Raw genomic sequence first — 15,721 nt, forward strand, 5'->3', positions numbered from 1 at the left:
GACACACCCCGTGACCACCTTCCGCGAGCGCCTGCGCGCGCTGCCCGTCCTGCCCGACGGCCTGCCCGGCTGGGAGGTCGACGATCTCGCGAACCTCCCCGCGACGCCCTACGAGCTCTTCGAGAGCTGGTTCGACGAGACGGTCGCCGCCGGGGCGACCGGTCCGCACGCGATGACCCTGTCCACCTCGGACGGGCGCGGGGAGGTGCGCGCCCGCACGGTGATCCTCAAGGACCTCACCGCCGGCGGCTGGTGGTTCGCCGGCCACTCGACGAGCCCGAAGGGCCGTGACCTGACGGCCGACCCCCGGGCCGCCCTGACGTTCCTGTGGCGCGAGACGGGTCGCCAGGTGCGTGTCATCGGCACCGCCACGTCGCACCCCGACGCCGGCGGCGCAGACTTCCGCGCCCGCCCGGACGCCTCGCGCGCCGCCGGGCTGGTCGACCACCAGAGCGAGGTGCTGGACGATCTGGCGCAGCACCGTGCGGCGTGGGCCGACGCCCTGGACACCGTCCGCGCCGACCCCGAGCTCGTCGCGCCCGCCTGGACGGCCTGGCGGCTCGCTCCGCGCGAGGTCGAGTTCTGGCAGTCCGGCACGGGCACCGGGCAGACCCGCGTGCGATACCGCACCGACGCCCCGGCCGGCGCCACCGGCGCACCGGGGACCACCGACACCCCCTGGACCAAGGAGCTGCTGTGGCCCTGACCCCCGACACCTGATGTGATCCACATCACTGCAGGTCAGAGGGCTTGTGACCTTCCTCTCATTCTTTGTGACACTTTTCACCAGCGTCGTAGCATGGCGAGGTGACTTCGCGCGAAACGACCTCCAGCAACGGCTCCTCCGACGCTGTCGACGTCGTCCTCATCGGCGGCGGCATCATGAGCGCCACCCTCGGCACGCTGATCCAGCAGCTCGAGCCGACATGGCCGATCCGCATCATCGAGCGCCTCGACGAGGTCGCGCTCGAGTCGTCCAACCCGTGGAACAACGCGGGCACCGGGCACGCCGCGCTCTGCGAGCTGAACTACACCCCGGAGAAGCCGGACGGCACCGTCGACATCTCCAAGGCGGTGGCGATCAACGAGCAGTTCCACACCTCGCGAGAGCTGTGGAACCACCTGCTCGCCACCGGGCGCCTCGAGGACTCCTCGTTCATCAGCCGCACGCCGCACATGACGTTCGTGCGCGGCTCGAAGAACGTCGACTACCTGCGCCGCCGCCACCAGGCGCTCAGCGCGCACCCGCTCTTCCGCGATCTCGAGCTCTCCACGAACCGGGCCGACATCGAGCGCTGGGCACCGCTGCTCACCACCGAGCGCGACACGGACGAGCCGATCGCGGCGACGCGGTCCGCCGCCGGCACCGACGTCGACTTCGGCAACCTCACGCGCCAGCTCATCGACGGCCTCGTCGCCCACGGCGCCGAGCTCCAGCTCCAGCACGAGGTCCGCTCGCTGCGGCGCACCCGTGACGGCGGCTGGCGCCTGCGCGTCAAGGACCGCACGTGGAACGCACCGGAGCGGATGTCCACCGTCACGGCGCGCTTCGTGTTCGTCGGCGCCGGCGGTGGCGCCCTGCCGCTGCTCCAGTCCGCCCGCATCCCCGAGATCAAGGGCTTCGGCGGCTTCCCCATCTCCGGCGAGTTCCTGCGTACCGACAACCCGGAGCTCGTGGCGCAGCACCAGGCCAAGGTCTACGGCAAGGCCGACGTCGGCGCCCCGCCGATGTCCGTCCCCCACCTGGACACGCGCGTGGTCGACGGCAAGAGCTATCTCATGTTCGGCCCGTACGCCGGGTTCAGCCCCAAGTACCTCAAGAAGGGCAAGTACCTGGGCCTGCTCACCTCGATGCGTGCCCACAACCTCACGTCGATGATCGGCGCGGGCCTGAAGAACCTGGACCTCACGCAGTACCTCGTGGGCCAGCTCGTCGCCGCCCCCGAGACCAAGTTCCACGCGCTGCAGCAGTTCATGCCCACCGCGCACCCCAAGGACTGGGAGACGATCACCGCCGGTCAGCGCGTGCAGGTGATCAAGCGGGACGCCGACGGCAACGGGGTCCTCCAGTTCGGCACGGAGATCGTGTCCGCCGCGGACGGCTCGATCGCCGGCCTGCTCGGCGCCTCGCCGGGCGCCTCGACCGCGGTCTCGGCGATGGTCGACCTCCTCGGCCGCTGCTTCCCCACCGAGTTCGCCTCCTGGCGCCCGCGGCTCGCCGCGATGATGCCGAGCCTCGACGGTGTCCCCGCGGACGCCCGCGAGATCGACACCACGACCGACGCGGCTTCCGAGCTCTCCGCCGGCGAGCTCGCCGCCCGCAACGGCGGCGTCCTGCCCGCCAGCGTCTACGAGTCCCGCGCCGACTCCCGCATCTGAGCCGGCCGGACCACGGTCAGCCGACCCCGGCGCCGAGCTGCGCCACGACACGCTCGATCGTCGGGGTCGGCACCGACCGTGCCGCACCACGCCGCGCCACGGCGCCGCCGATCGCGTCGAGCTCGCCCGCGTGGCCGACCGCCAGGTCCGCCTGCAGCGACGACCGCATCGTCGGCGGGAACCCGCGCAGGATGCCGCGCAGGTCCCCTGGCGTCGTCGCGACCCCCTCGGCCGAGGCCACCGCGGCCACCTCTCCGAGGACCCCGTCGGTGAGAGCCGGATCGGCGTCCATCGCCTCACCGATCCCGGTCCGGTGCACCGACGTCAGCAGCGCCAGCGGCGCGAGGAAGCGCAGCTTGGACCACAGCACCTCGGTCTCGCTGCCCGCCGTCGCCACCTCGATGTCGGTGTCGCGCACGGCCTGGACCACGTCGAGGTCAGCAGCCTCCGCCGGCACGGTGATCCGCAGCAGCCCGCCGCGGTGCCGCACCGTCAGGGCCGTGTCCGGCCCCGACCCGGTTCGCAGCGTCTCGCCCGCGTAGGACGCGCCGACGACGACGCTCCCGTCCGGGTCCTCGCCGTCGGGCACCGCGAGCGACGCGCGCAGGGCCGCCATGTGCTCGATCCCGTTGAGGAGCGAGACCACCTCGGGCGGCCGCGCCGCCGCGATCGTGCCGGCGACCTCGGCGACACCCTCCGCCTTGACGGCCACGAGCACGCGCGCGCCGCGAGGTACCGACGTCGTCGCCCGGAGCGGGGCGTGCCAGGCACCGAACCGGTCCGTCACGATCTCGATCCCGTGCTCGGTGACGCGTCGGGCCGTGCCGGGCCGCCCGACGAGGACGACGTCGTGCCGCGCCTTCTGCAGGAGGGCGGCGACGAGGCCGCCCACCGCCCCCGGACCGACGACGGCGATGAGTGGGCGGTGTGCGTTCGCGCTGGTCATCGCCCGATGGTAGCGCTCAGAGCACTCACAGTGACTGGATGATCCGCTCCACCTGCTCCTTCGCGTCACCGAAGACCATCGCCGTGTTCTCGCGGAAGAACAGCGGGTTCTGCACGCCCGCGTAGCCGGTCGCCATCGACCGCTTGAACACGACGACGTCGCGGGCCCGCCACACCTCCAGCACGGGCATCCCCGCGATGGGCGACGCCGGGTCCTCCTGGGCGGCAGGGTTCACGGTGTCATTGGCCCCGATGACCAGCACGACGTCCGTCGCACCGAAGTCTCCGTTGATCTCGTCCATGCCCAGCACGACGTCGTAGGGCACCTTGGCCTCGGCCAGCAGCACGTTCATGTGGCCCGGCAGCCGGCCCGCGACCGGGTGCACGCCGAAGCGCACGTCCACGCCGCGGGCGCGAAGCTTCTCGGTGAGGTCGGCGACGGGATGCTGCGCCTTCGCCACCGCCATGCCGTAGCCCGGCACGATGATGACCGACGTCGCGGCCGTGAGCTGTTCCGCCACGTCGGCGGCGAACGTCTCGCGGTGCTCGCCGGCCGCGCCCTCCGCGACCGTGCCCGGGTCCGTGCCGAACCCGCCGAGGATCACCGAGACGAAGGACCGGTTCATCGCCCGGCACATGATGTACGACAGGATCGCGCCGGAGGAGCCCACGAGGGCACCGGTGATGATCAGCAGGTCGTTGCCCAGCATGAAGCCTGCCGCCGCCGCAGCCCATCCCGAGTACGAGTTGAGCATCGACACGACCACCGGCATGTCACCGCCGCCGATGGAGGCGACGAGGTGCCAGCCGAGCGCGAGCGCGACCAGGGCGGCGAGGACGAGCGCCGTCAGCGCGGCGGCGTCCGCCCCGGCGCTCGCCGCGGCGAGGAACCAGGTGAGCAGGCCGGCCGACGCGACGACGAGCCCCAGGTTGATCGCGTTGCGGCCCGGCAGGTTCAACGGCGCCGACCTGATCCTGGCGGCCAGCTTGAGGTTGGCGACGATCGACCCGGTGAAGGTCACCGCGCCGATGAGGATCCCGAGGAACACCTCGACCAGGTGCACGGTGTCCGACTGCGGCTCCGTGAGGTACGAGCCGAACCCGACCAGCACGGCCGCCAGGCCGACGAACGAGTGCAGGAGCGCGATCAGCTCCGGCATCTGCGTCATCTCGACCTTGCGGACCCGCCAGGTGCCGACGCTCGCCCCGACGACGAGCACCAGGAGGATCAGGACGGCCGTCACCTGCCACGGACGCTCAGAACGCTCGAGTGCCAGGACGACGGTGGCCACCAGCGCCAGCGTCATGCCCAGCACGCCCAGCACGTTGCCGCGCCGGGCCGACTCCTGCTTGGACAGACCGGCCAGCGACCCGATGAACAGGACGCCGGAGACCACGTAGGTGGCCTGGACGACAGACAGGACCGTCATCGGGCCACCCCCGGCGTGACGGGAGCAGCCGACGGCGCCCCCTTGCGGAACATACGGATCATGCGGTTCGCGACGAGGAACCCGCCGAACACGTTGATCGATGCCAGGGTGGCGGCGACCACGGCCAGCGACGTGACGAGCCAGTCGTCGACGCCGATCTGCAGCAGCGCACCGACCAGGATGATGCCGCTGATCGCGTTCGTCTGGGCCATCAGCGGGGTGTGCAACGCGTGGGTGACCGCGGAGATGACGTAGTAGCCCACCACGACCGCCAGGGCGAACACCGTGAAGTGGCCGACGGCGTCCGGCGGCGACGCGGCGACGGCCAGGCCTGCCAGGAGCGCGGCGAGCACCGTGAGCACCCCGTTCCGTCGCGACCTGCCGCGCCGTGCAGCCGCCTCCTCACCAGGGCTCGGGGTGCGGGGCGCGGGCTCGGCGGCCGGAACCTCGGCGGGCGCGGGCGTCGCCGAGACCTGGACCGGTGGTGGCGGCCACAGCACCGCACCGTCACGGGTGAGCGTCATGCCACGCACCACGACGTCGTCGAGGTCGACCACGAGGTTCCCGTCCCGGCCCGGCGTCATGAGCGTGAGCAGGTTGACGACGTTGGTGCCCAGCAGCTGTGAGGTGTGCTGCGGCATGCGGCCCGGCAGATCGGTGTAGCCGAGCACGATGACGCCGTCGTCGCTCACCGTGCGCTCCCCCGGGACGGTCAGCTCGCAGTTCCCCCCACCGGCGGCGGCGAGGTCCACGATCACCGAGCCCGGGCGCATCGCGGCGACCATCTCGGCCGTGATGGTGGTCGGTGCGGTGCCGCGCACCAGCGCGGTGGTGATCACCACGTCCGCCCCGGCGGACTCGGCGGCGTAGGTCCGCTGCGTGGCCGCTTCCTGGTCGTCCGTGAGCGCGCTGGCGTAGCCGTCGGCGCTGACCTCCTGCGAGGCGCCCTCGACCTGGACGGCGGTCGCGCCGAGGGACTCGATCTGCTCGGCGACCTCGGGGCGGACGTCGAACGCACGCACCTTCGCCCCCAGCGACGAGGCGGTGCCGATCGCGGCGAGGCCTGCGACGCCCGCGCCGATCACGAACACGGTGGCGGGCGGCGTCGTCCCGGCGGCCGTGACCTGCCCGGTGAACATGCCGCCGAACTCCTCCGCGGCCTCGATCACCGCGCGGTACCCGGCCACGTTGGACTGCGCGGACAGCACGTCGAGCGCCTGGGCCCGCGAGATCCGCGGTACCGCGTCGAGCGCGAGCGCCGTCACCCGACGTTCCGCCAACGCGTCGACCAGCTCTGGTCGCGCCGCGGGGGCGAGCTGCGAGACGAGCGTGGCCCCCGGCCGCAGCAGGTCCAGCTCCGGTGCGGCAGGAGCGTTCACGCTCGTGACGACGTCGGCCGCCCACGCGTCGGCGTGTTCTCCGAGCCGGGCACCGGCTTCGACGTAGGTCTTGTCGGGCAGGTTCGCGCGCTCCCCCGCGCCGGCCTCGACGACGACGTCGTAGCCGAGCGCGGCGAGCTTGCGCACCGTGGTGGGCGTGGCGGCGACGAGTCGCTCGCCCGGGCGCGACTCGCGCGGGATACCGATCTGCACGGGCTCTGACCTCCTTTGGTCGAAACCCCTGCAACCTACCTGCTCGACCGGGTGAGGACGAGACTCGGTCGCTCCGTGAGACGAGGTATCAGCGGTCGGCCGTCACCAGGTCGTCCGGCTCCGCCTCCGGGACCGGCTGCGCGTTGCGCTTCGGCTTGGTCCGGTAGTGCGTGGTGTAGAGCATGAGACCGACGAACGTCAGACCCCCGACGAGATTGCCGATCACCGTGGGGATCTCGTTCCACACGAGGTAGTCGCCCACCGTGAAGCTGCCGCCCATGAGCAGGCCCGCCGGGAACAGGAACATGTTCACGATCGAGTGCTCGAACCCCATGTAGAAGAACAGCATGATCGGCATCCACATGCCGACGACCTTGCCGAGCACGCTCCGGGACATCATCGCGGCGACGACACCCGTCGAGACCATCCAGTTGCACATGACGCCCCGGACGAACAGCGTGAGCATCCCGCCGGCACCGTGCTCGGCGTAGCCGACGGTGCGACCCTCCCCGATGTGCCCGATCGCCTGCCCGACCTCGCTGGGCTCCGTGGACCAGCCGTAGGTGAAGTAGATGGTCATGAAGACGGCGACCATGAAGGCGCCGGCGAAGTTCCCCACGAACACCAGGCCCCAGTTGCGCAGCACGGCCGCCACCGTGACCCCGGGGCGCTTGTCGAGCCAGGCCAGCGGGGCGAGCGTGAACACACCCGTGAGCAGGTCGTACCCGAGCAGGTAGAGCAGGCAGAAGCCCACGGGGAACAGGATCGCTCCCAGGAGCGGGTTGCCGGTCTCGACCGACACCGTCACGGCGAAGGCCGCCGCGACGGTGAGCAGGGCGGCACCCATGAAGGCACGGATCAGCGTGTCGCGCGTGGACAGGTGGACCTTGGACTCGCCGGCGTCGATCATCTGCGTGACGAGCTCGTTCGGCTTCACATACGGCACGCGGTGCTCCTTCCCTCGGACCTCGGCCCGCCCCCGGGACCGCTGAAGGACCAGCGTCTGCCACGCGTCTTACCTCCGGAGCACGACGGCGTAACGCCTGTGGTGCTTCTTCCTCTCCGCCGGCCGCCTACCTCCGTGAGGCTGACGGGGGCCTCCTCCCAAAGGAGGACGCGACGAGGTACCTCAGGTGGATCCGCCGACGCCACCGCGCACGCGACGATGGACCCATGATGCGTACAGGGAAGTTGCTGCTGACCGTCGTGGCAGCCAGTGCGGTGCTCGCCGCGGTCGGGGCAGTCCTCGACGCCCGGGCCGGCCGCGCCGCGAGCACGCGAGGCCCGGAGGGAACGTCATGACCAGACGCTCGATGTCCCTGCTCATCGCGGCCACGCTGCTCGGCGCGGCAGGTGTCAGCATGCTGATCCTCGTCGTGGATCGCGTGCTGCCCGGCACGCTCATACCGTGACCTCGAGTCCCCGGGAGGGGACCACCTCGCCGGGTGCCCTCGTGCGGCCCGGGTGCACGGTCAGCCGCGGCGCGGCCCCACCCAGACCTGCTGGGCGTTGACGAACTCGCGGATGCCGTGCGGCCCCAGCTCGCGGCCGTAGCCGGAACGCTTGATCCCCCCGCTCGGCAACCGGGGGTCGGTCTTGACGATGCCGTTCACCGCCACCTGTCCGGCCGCGATCCGTCCCGCCATCGCCTCGCCGCGCTCCGGCGTCGACCAGACGCTGGCCGCCAGGCCGTAGTCGGTCCGGTTCGCCATGGCGAGCGCCTCCTCGACGTCGGCCGCCTCCATGACCACCATGACCGGCCCGAACGTCTCCTCCCGGCACGCCGTCATGCCCTCCGTGACGTCGGCGAGCAGCGTGACCGGGTAGAAGTAGCCCGGCCCCGGCGGGATCTCGCCGCCCAGGAGCAGGCGGGCGCCGGCGTCGACCGTCTCGGCCACCTGCCGGTGCAGACCGTCGCGCAGGTCCTCGCGCGCGATGGGGCCCACGTCGGTCCCTGCCGAGCGCGGATCTCCCACGGTCAGCTTCTCGAGTCGCACGCGCAGGCGCTCGACCATGTCGGCGTAGACCGCGGACTCGACGATGATCCGCTTCGCGGCGATGCACGACTGGCCCGCGTTGATGATGCGGGACAGCGTGATCGTGTCGGCTGCGGCGTCCAGGTCGGCGTCCGCCAGCACGAGGCACGGGTCCGAACCGCCCAGCTCCAGGACCGTGGGCTTGATCTCGCCGGCCGCCAGGCTCGCGACGGCCGCGCCGCCCTTCGCGGACCCCGTGAAGGACACCGCGTCGACACGCCGGTCGCGGATGACGTCGGCCACCGCGGGCGTCTCCAGGGGCAGGTTGCCGAACACACCGGCCGGTGCACCGGCCGCCGCCAGCTCGGCGCCCACCACCTGCGCGATCGCCCGTGCGCAACCGGGCACGTGCGGGTCGTGCTTCATCAGGCACGTGTTGCCCGCCATCAGCGCCGGGGCGGCGAACCGCGCGGCGAGCCAGAACGGTGCGTTCCACGGCAGCACCCCGAGGACGGTGCCGAGCGGCAGGTGCTGCACATAGCTGTGGGTGGCGTCGGAGTCGATGGACTCGGGAGCCAGGTAGTCGGCACCGTGGTCGGCGTAGTGCTCGAAGCACCACGCCGCCTTCTCCACCTCGCCGCGCGCCTCACCGATCGGCTTGCCCATCTCCTCCGTCATCAGCGGGGCCAGCTCCTCGACCTGTGCCCGCAGCCGGGCGGCCACCCCGCGCAGCACCTCTGCCCGCCCGTCCAGGCCTCGGTCCGTCCAGTCCGCCCGCGCAGCCTCTGCGGCGGCGAGCAACGGCTCCACCTCTGCCGCGCCGGCCGGCGCGACCTCTCGCACGACCTGTCCGGTGCTGGGGTCGATCGCAGTCAGCATGGATGCTCCTCTCAGGCGACTTCGGGGCGGATGGGCGTGGCGCCCTCGTGCGGCACGGCGCTCGCCGCGTGATCGGGCTTGGTGACGAAGTCCTTGTCGAGGGTGAAGAAGGACTCGCACCCGTCGGCCGTGACGTGGACGGTGTCGGAGATGCCGACGGTCTTGTCGCCGTCGACCCCCCACATCCACGGCAGGATGTGGAACGTCATCCCCTCGCGCAGGATGGCCGGGTTGCCCTGGTTGAGGCTCAGGATGTAGCCCTCGTCCCAGCTCGGCGGGAACGCGATGCCGATCGAGTAGCCGGACCGCGTGATCAGCCGGGCACCGATCCGGTTGTCGCTGATGATGCTGCGCACGATGTTGTCGGCGTCGGACACGGTCAGGCCCGGGCGGATGGCCGCCTTCACCTCGGCCAGGGCCAGCTTCATGCGCTCCTGCGCCTCGAGCATCGAGCCCGAGAGGTCGTCGAGGACGGCGGTCCGCATCATCGCCGTGTGGTAGCGACGGAAGCACCCACCGACCTCGAGGAACACGTGCTCCCCGGGCTGGACGGTCCGTCCTTCCCAGGTCGCATGACCGATCATGCTCCGCGGTCCGGACGTCACGTACGGCATCACGGCGGGGAACTCGCCGCCCGCGCGGAACATCGCCGAGCTGATCTCCGCCGCGATGTCGTTCTCCGTCACCCCGGCGACGCAGGCCTCCAGGCCCGCCCGCATCCCGGCCTCGGTGGCCTGCGCGGCCTTGCGCATCACCTCGATCTCGACCGGGGACTTGCGCACCCGTCCCTCCTCGACGATGCCGAAGCAGTCGAGCAACCGGCCCTCCGTGAAGCTCGCGTGGATGTAGTCCTGGTGGTACGCCGGGAAGTAGTAGCTGTTGCGCTCGTAACCGACCTCCTTCGTGTGGAGGCCGAACTCGCGCATCGCCTGGACCAGCCCTTGGATCGCGTCACCGGTGTCGGGGTACGGCCGGGTCGTCTCGACCCAGGTCCGGGCATGGACGTTCGACTCCTCCATGGCTCGCGTGATCATGAAGGGTTCGCCCTCGAGCGGGACCACCAGCGCCTGGAAGAAGGAGTAGCCCGTCGTCTGGTAGTCCGTGAGGTACATCAGGTTCTCCGGGTCGGTGATCACCACCGCGTCCAGCAACCGGTCGGCCATGCGTCGGCGCAGTTCGCCCACGCGCCTCTCGTACTCCTCGAACGGGAACGTCATGTCCTCGCGGGGGTTCATCCCGGCCTCCTGTCGGTCAAGTGTCAGACAGCACGTCGCACAGCCTTGTCGAGGATCTGCAAGCCTTCCTCGAGGTCCTCCTGGGAGATGGTCAGCGGAGGGATCAGCTTCAGCACGCGCCCACCGCTGCCGCACGCACCGATCAGCATCCCGGAGGCGAAGCAGTCGGCGACGACGGCCTTGCCCAGCGCACCGTCTCCGACGTCGAGCCCGTAGACCATGCCGCGTCCTCGGACGTCGAACCCGGCGTCCACGTCGCCGGCGAGCGCATGCAGCGACCGCGCCATGGTCTCGCCCTTGGTCCGTACCTCGTCCATGAGCACGTCGTCGTCGAAGTAGGTCAGGGCCTCGCGGCCGGCCACGAAGGACAACCCCTGGCCGCGGAACGTCCCCGTGTGCTCCCCGGGCGACCAGTGCGCGTCGTGCTCCGGCTTGGCGAGGTTCATGGCCAGCGGCGTCCCGAACCCCCCGATGCCCTTGGCGAGACAGACGATGTCAGGGTCGAGCCCCATCTCGTCGAAGCTGAAGTAGCTCCCGGTCCGGCCGCAGCCGACCTGGATGTCGTCGATGACGAACAGCGCGCCGACCTCGTGGGCGAGGTCCTGGACGGCACGCAGCCACTCGGCGCTCGCGACGTTGACGCCGCCCTCGGCCTGGATCGTCTCGACGATGAACGCCGCGGGCGGAACGAACCCGCTCGAGGCGTCGGCGAGGAGCGCGCGGAAGTCCTCGATCGCCTGGACGCCCCCGCCGGGCGCCGTCTCGAACGGCAGCCGCACCACGTTGTCCAGCGGTACCCCCGCCGCGTTGCGGAAGTAGTCGTTGGCCGTCGCGGCCAGGGCCCCGAGCGTCATGCCGTGGAACCCGTGCGTGAAGGCGACCACGTCCCGGCGCCCGGTGACCCGGCGAGCAAGCTTCAACGCGGCCTCGACGGCGTTGGTGCCGGTCGGGCCCATGAACTGCATCTTCATGCTCATGTCCCGGGGGGCCAGCACGGTCTGCGCGAACTTCTCGATGAAGTCGCGCTTCGTCGTGGTCGCCATGTCGAGGCTGTGCGCCACGCCGTCGGCCTCGAGGAACTCGATCATCGCGCGCTTCATGCGCGGGTTGTTGTGGCCGAAGTTCAGCACGCCCGCGCCGGCGAAGAAGTCGACATAACTCTTGCCGGCCTCGTCGACCTGACGCGCGTTCGATGCCGAGGCAAAGACCGTCGGATAGGTGCGGCTGTAGCCGCGGATCTCAGATTCCCACTTCGCGAACGCCTCCATTGACCACTTGTACGTGTCCCCCTGAGGCCTGTCAACAGATGCGGCGCATGGTTGACCGCGGCGTCGGCGGCTCGCGCCGTCGACCGGGCGACGGCCGCACTCAGGGGCGCAGCGTCTGGGGGAACCCGGTCCATCGCAGATCGGGGCGCAGGTGGCTCATGTCGTTGAACAGGACGATGCTCGGCGGCAGCCCGGGCCGGTACTCGATCAGGGTCAGGGCGGCGTTGGCGCTGCTGAGCCCGAGCCATCGCACCGCCGGAGCGTCCAGGGCGTGGCGGACGAGCCATGCGACCGGGTAGGCGTGGGTGATGAGCACCTCATGCACGTCGTCGCCCTGGGGCGCGGTGGTGAACCTCGCGGTGAGGCTCTGCGCGATCTTGTGCCCCGCCTCGGCCTCGTCGCGGTCATAGCCGTCGAAGAACGGCACCCAGGACGGCGGGGTCTCCTCCGGCCGAGGAACGTAGGGCACATGATCGATCAGCTCGGCCGCTTCACTCACGTCAGCGCTGCCGGTGAGGAGGATGTCGAGCTGCTGGGCACTGTCGGCAGCACGCGGCAGCGGCGAGTGCCAGACGGCGTCGATGGGCAGGTGCGCCAGGCGCCGGCCCAAGAGGCGAGACTGTTCGCGCCCGGTGTCGGTGAGGTTGCCCCACGCGTCAGCGTCGCCGTGGCGTGCGACGTAGAGATACCTGGTCGCCATCAACGTGTCAGGGGGATCACGGCGACTCCCCTGATCTCCTTCCCCTCGGGCGAAGCTTCGGGTCAGAGCACGGTGACGGATCCGGACGTGCCGTCCACCGTGATCCGGGCACCGTCCTCGATACGGGTGGTAGCACCGGCAAGACCGAGCACCGCGGGGATGCCGAACTCGCGGGCGACGATCGCAGCGTGCGAGAGCGCACCGCCCGTCTCGGTGACCACCCCGGCGGCGATGGTGAACAAGGGCGTCCAGGCCGGGTCGGTGCAGCGGCAGACCACGACGTCGCCGCGGCGGACGCCAGCGAAGTCAGACGGGCCCCGCACGATCCGTGCCGCTGCGGTGACCTTTCCGTGGGAACCGGGAGTGCCGTTCAGCGCGTCGGCCTCGTCGGTCGGGTCGAGAGCTCTGGTCGCGGGAGGCGTTGCGGTGATCGCGCGTGCTTGGAGTATCCACACGACGCCGTCCGCGACCGCCCACTCGACGTCTTGCGGGTCGCCAAGCACCCCCGCAACGCGGTCTCCCAGGTCGGCCAGGGCGGCGACCGAGACATCGTCGAGGGCGCGTGCGCGCTGCTTGTCGGGAGCGACCGCGTGGGTGACGGCGCCGCCGCGCTCCTGGTCCAGGTCGATGCGCATCTGCTTGCTTCCCACCGAGCAGCCGATGGACCCGTCCGAGGCGACCTCGTAGGAGTCGGGAGAGACGGTTCCGCTCACGACGGCCAGCCCCAGACCCCAGGATGCTTCGATCCTGGTCGGTGCACCGTGCTGCTCGGGCGTGAACATGACCCCCGACGCCTCTGCTTCGATCACCGGCTGCACGAGCACCGCCATCTCTGAGGCGTGGGGCGACGTGTCGCCGATCCGGGCCCAGTAGCTGCCCGCTCGGGCGGCACGCACCGACTCCCTGCACGCTGCTATCGCTCGACACACGTCGACCGCGCCGTGCACGCCGAGGATGCTCTCGTACTGGCCTGCGGCCGAAGCCTCCGTGGTGTCCTCGTCCATCGCCGACGAACGCACGGCCACCACGGGGTCGCCCAGCCTCCCCAGCTCACGGGCGACCGCATCACGCAACGAGTGCGCGGCGTCGGCGCCGGCCGGTTGACCGCCGCGTGGCACGACGAACCCGTCGGGCACCGGGAACCCTTCCCTCAGCAGCACCCCGAGCGCAGCCGCTTTACCGCCCGAGCTCGTTCGGGTCGCTTCCGACATCGCCGTCAGCATCGCACCACCCATCAATAATCTATTGACAATAGTATGTTGATACTAACAGGATGGGTCGCATGGAACGCAACCACGATCTCGAGCGGCCCAGCGGCGCCGACCACGCGCAGGCTCGGCGCGAGCACGACGCCCGAACCCGCCTTCTCGACCACGGCGCAGACCAGCTGGCAACCCGACCGTGGCAGGCCGCCGGAGCCCCACCCTCAGCGGTCGACCTGACGCAGCACGCACTCTGGCGCTCCTCAGAGCTCACCCAGGACGAGCTTCTGGGGGCGCTGTCGCTGCTCCCGGCAGCTCGTGCCGAGGTCGAGATAGCGGAGGTCGCTCTGCTCTTCGTCGCCCGCAGCGAAGGGCTGACGTGGGCGCAGATCGCCGAGGCGATGGGCTTCCGCTCGCCGCAGGCCTGCCAGCAGTACGTGAAGAGGCTCAGCGCCAGGCAGGACAGAACGGCATGACGCATCATTCCGCGTCAGAGCTGATCGTGCTGCACACCGTGCGCCTCATGGGGTTCGCTGACAGCGGGGACGTCGCGGAACGTGCGGGAACGAGCCACGCAGAAGTGCTGCGGGTGCTGACCGAGGCGAAGCGCAAAGGATGGGTGCAGCACACCGCCTTCGCCGACCTCGACGGCTGGTCGCTCACCGACTCGGGCAAGGTCGCGAACGAGCGTCAGCTCGCGGCAGAGCGCTCGGACGCTGACCCCGCAGGCGTGGTGGCGACTGCTTACCGCGCGTTCCTTCCACCCAACGCTCGCCTGCTCCGTGCCGTCTCCGATTGGCAGACGAAACCCTCAGGAGCAGACGAGCTCGCCCTCAACGACCACACCGACCCCGCCTGGGACGACCGCGTCCTCGATGAGCTCACGGCACTCGGTCAGGAACTCGCACCGCTGGTCGAGAGCCTCTCCGCAGTGCTGCCACGCTTCGGTGGCTACACGTCCCGGTTCGATGCAGCGCTGCGACGAGCGAGAGTCGGGCAGCACGACTGGATCGACCAGACCAGCGTGGACTCCTGTCACAGAGTTTGGTTCCAGCTCCACGAAGACCTGATCGCCACCCTCGGCATCGACCGGGGCAGCGACGACTTCATGGACGGGTGACGTCTCCGCGTGCGGTCTTCGTCAGGTGGCATCGAGGCTCGGCGAGCGAGACCCGCGCACGGGAAAAGGGCGACGATCCGGCTCGCTGAGCCCATCGCCGCCCTCGCACCTTCGCCAGCTTCCGCTGGTGTCAAGCGCCTCGTACGCCTTCAATGGTGGAGCTGAGGGGACTCGAACCCCTGACCCTCTGCATGCCATGCAGATGCGCTACCAGCTGCGCCACAGCCCCGAGAACCTGGCGAGGACGCCGGATTCGGATAGTTCGTGCACTTCCTCCGGGCTTTCGCCCCTCGGGAACGGAGATATCTTAGGCAGACTTGGGCTCAGGCTCCAAATCCGCGTGCGGGCCCGCCTGCCAGCGGTCGAGCGGGTACCCGGCCCCCACGTTGTGGGCCACCAGCCGCCATCCTGGCACCGCTCCCGGCGCGGATCGGTGCAGGTGGGACCAGTGGACGTTGTCCACGCCGGAGATGCCGCGCCAGCCCGTGGCGTCCAGCCCGAGCAGGCCGGTGATCGCCAGGGAGATCGCCGCCCCGTGCGAGACGACCACGAGACACTCGTCACCTCCCAGGCGGTCGGCGTGCTCGAGCACCGCCGCGACCATCCGGTCGGTCACTGCGGCCTTGGTCTCCGCACCGATGCCCTGCGGTTCGCCGCCACACCGCCATGCCTCGCGCTCGGCCGGCCAGCCGGCGGCCATCTCCGGTGCCGTCAGACCCTCCCAGTCGCCGAAGGACCTCTCACGCAGCCGCACGTCGACCTCGACCGCAGCGCCGACGAGCGCCGCGTAGGCGTTCGCGGTGTCCACGGCACGCACGAGGTCCGACGAGACGATCCGCGCCGCTCGGTGCGAGGCCACGAGGGCGGACGCTCCCTCAGCAGCCTGCCAGCGGCCGACCTCGTCGAGCGGGATGTCGATCTGACCCTGCAGCCGCATCGCGGCGTTGTATGCCGTGCGACCGTGGCGCAGCAGCACGATCGTGCCTGCCGTCACG

At 70.7% G+C, this 15,721-nt stretch carries 15 protein-coding genes and 1 tRNA gene; 5 read left to right on the forward strand and 11 right to left on the reverse strand.

What is annotated here, in order from left to right:
* The first annotated feature begins 10 nt into the window (after positions 1–10).
* Both ACWAT2_RS03060 and mqo read left to right on the forward strand, forming a co-directional pair.
* Positions 11–706, forward strand: a complete 696-nt coding sequence (locus tag ACWAT2_RS03060) for a pyridoxine/pyridoxamine 5'-phosphate oxidase (protein WP_402371096.1) — start codon at positions 11–13, stop codon at positions 704–706.
* Positions 707–807: 101 nt separating this feature from the next.
* The gene (gene mqo / locus ACWAT2_RS03065; RefSeq protein ID WP_480048444.1) at positions 808–2,379 is read left to right on the forward strand and encodes a malate dehydrogenase (quinone); all 1,572 of its coding nucleotides are present in this window, start codon (positions 808–810) and stop codon (positions 2,377–2,379) included.
* 16 nt (positions 2,380–2,395) lie between these two features.
* On the opposite strand, the gene ACWAT2_RS03070 is transcribed toward mqo, so the two are convergent.
* The 4 genes from ACWAT2_RS03070 to ACWAT2_RS03085 all read right to left on the reverse strand — a co-directional run bounded on the left by ACWAT2_RS03070 (position 2,396) and on the right by ACWAT2_RS03085 (position 7,292).
* Positions 2,396–3,325, reverse strand: a complete 930-nt coding sequence (locus tag ACWAT2_RS03070; protein WP_402371093.1) for a ketopantoate reductase family protein — start codon at positions 3,323–3,325, stop codon at positions 2,396–2,398.
* 25 nt (positions 3,326–3,350) lie between these two features.
* A complete protein-coding gene (gene pntB / locus ACWAT2_RS03075; RefSeq protein ID WP_402371091.1) occupies positions 3,351–4,754 on the reverse strand; it encodes a Re/Si-specific NAD(P)(+) transhydrogenase subunit beta in 1,404 nt (467 codons plus the stop codon).
* Positions 4,751–6,346 (reverse strand): Re/Si-specific NAD(P)(+) transhydrogenase subunit alpha, encoded by a 1,596-nt coding sequence (locus ACWAT2_RS03080; RefSeq protein WP_402371089.1) that lies wholly within the window; start codon positions 6,344–6,346, stop codon positions 4,751–4,753. The genes pntB and ACWAT2_RS03080 overlap by 4 nt, the downstream gene beginning before the upstream one ends.
* Before the next feature lie 88 nt (positions 6,347–6,434).
* On the reverse strand, positions 6,435–7,292 hold the full coding sequence (locus tag ACWAT2_RS03085; RefSeq protein WP_402371087.1) for a formate/nitrite transporter family protein: 858 nt from the start codon (positions 7,290–7,292) through the stop codon (positions 6,435–6,437).
* 227 nt (positions 7,293–7,519) lie between these two features.
* Between ACWAT2_RS03085 and ACWAT2_RS03090 the strand changes: the two genes are divergently transcribed.
* A complete protein-coding gene (locus ACWAT2_RS03090) occupies positions 7,520–7,648 on the forward strand; it encodes a hypothetical protein (RefSeq protein ID WP_402371085.1) in 129 nt (42 codons plus the stop codon).
* Between the two features lie 170 nt (positions 7,649–7,818).
* Here ACWAT2_RS03090 and ACWAT2_RS03095 read toward each other — a convergent pair whose 3' ends face one another.
* The 5 genes from ACWAT2_RS03095 to ACWAT2_RS03115 form a co-directional block, all read right to left on the reverse strand.
* A complete protein-coding gene (locus ACWAT2_RS03095) occupies positions 7,819–9,201 on the reverse strand; it encodes an aldehyde dehydrogenase family protein (RefSeq protein WP_402371083.1) in 1,383 nt (460 codons plus the stop codon).
* An 11-nt stretch (positions 9,202–9,212) separates the two neighbouring features.
* Positions 9,213–10,436: an ectoine hydrolase gene (doeA, locus tag ACWAT2_RS03100; RefSeq protein ID WP_402371081.1), complete on the reverse strand. Its 1,224-nt coding sequence runs from the start codon at positions 10,434–10,436 to the stop codon at positions 9,213–9,215.
* Between the two features lie 23 nt (positions 10,437–10,459).
* Positions 10,460–11,704, reverse strand: a complete 1,245-nt coding sequence (locus tag ACWAT2_RS03105) for an aspartate aminotransferase family protein (RefSeq protein WP_402371078.1) — start codon at positions 11,702–11,704, stop codon at positions 10,460–10,462.
* Positions 11,705–11,804: 100 nt separating this feature from the next.
* Positions 11,805–12,404, reverse strand: coding sequence for a histidine phosphatase family protein (locus ACWAT2_RS03110; RefSeq protein ID WP_402371077.1), 600 nt, complete (start codon positions 12,402–12,404; stop codon positions 11,805–11,807).
* A 62-nt stretch (positions 12,405–12,466) separates the two neighbouring features.
* Positions 12,467–13,615, reverse strand: a complete 1,149-nt coding sequence (locus ACWAT2_RS03115) for a PEP/pyruvate-binding domain-containing protein (RefSeq protein WP_402371074.1) — start codon at positions 13,613–13,615, stop codon at positions 12,467–12,469.
* Positions 13,616–13,686: 71 nt separating this feature from the next.
* On the opposite strand from ACWAT2_RS03115, the gene ACWAT2_RS03120 reads away from it, so the two are divergent.
* Together ACWAT2_RS03120 and ACWAT2_RS03125 are read left to right on the forward strand one after the other, a co-directional pair.
* Positions 13,687–14,082: a DNA-binding protein gene (locus tag ACWAT2_RS03120; RefSeq protein WP_402371070.1), complete on the forward strand. Its 396-nt coding sequence runs from the start codon at positions 13,687–13,689 to the stop codon at positions 14,080–14,082.
* Entirely contained in the window at positions 13,986–14,726 is a 741-nt protein-coding gene (locus ACWAT2_RS03125; protein WP_402371067.1) for a helix-turn-helix domain-containing protein, read from the forward strand. The genes ACWAT2_RS03120 and ACWAT2_RS03125 overlap by 97 nt, the downstream gene beginning before the upstream one ends.
* A 153-nt stretch (positions 14,727–14,879) precedes the next feature.
* Here the strand turns inward: ACWAT2_RS03125 and ACWAT2_RS03130 are convergent.
* Positions 14,880–14,955 (reverse strand) — tRNA-Ala (locus tag ACWAT2_RS03130).
* Between the two features lie 78 nt (positions 14,956–15,033).
* Positions 15,034–15,720 carry a histidine phosphatase family protein gene (locus tag ACWAT2_RS03135; RefSeq protein ID WP_402371064.1) on the reverse strand — a complete coding sequence of 229 codons (687 nt, stop codon included), beginning with the start codon at positions 15,718–15,720 and terminating at the stop codon, positions 15,034–15,036.
* Position 15,721 lies beyond the last annotated feature (1 nt).

It is taken from the genome of Isoptericola sp. GX10416 (genome assembly GCF_056590155.1).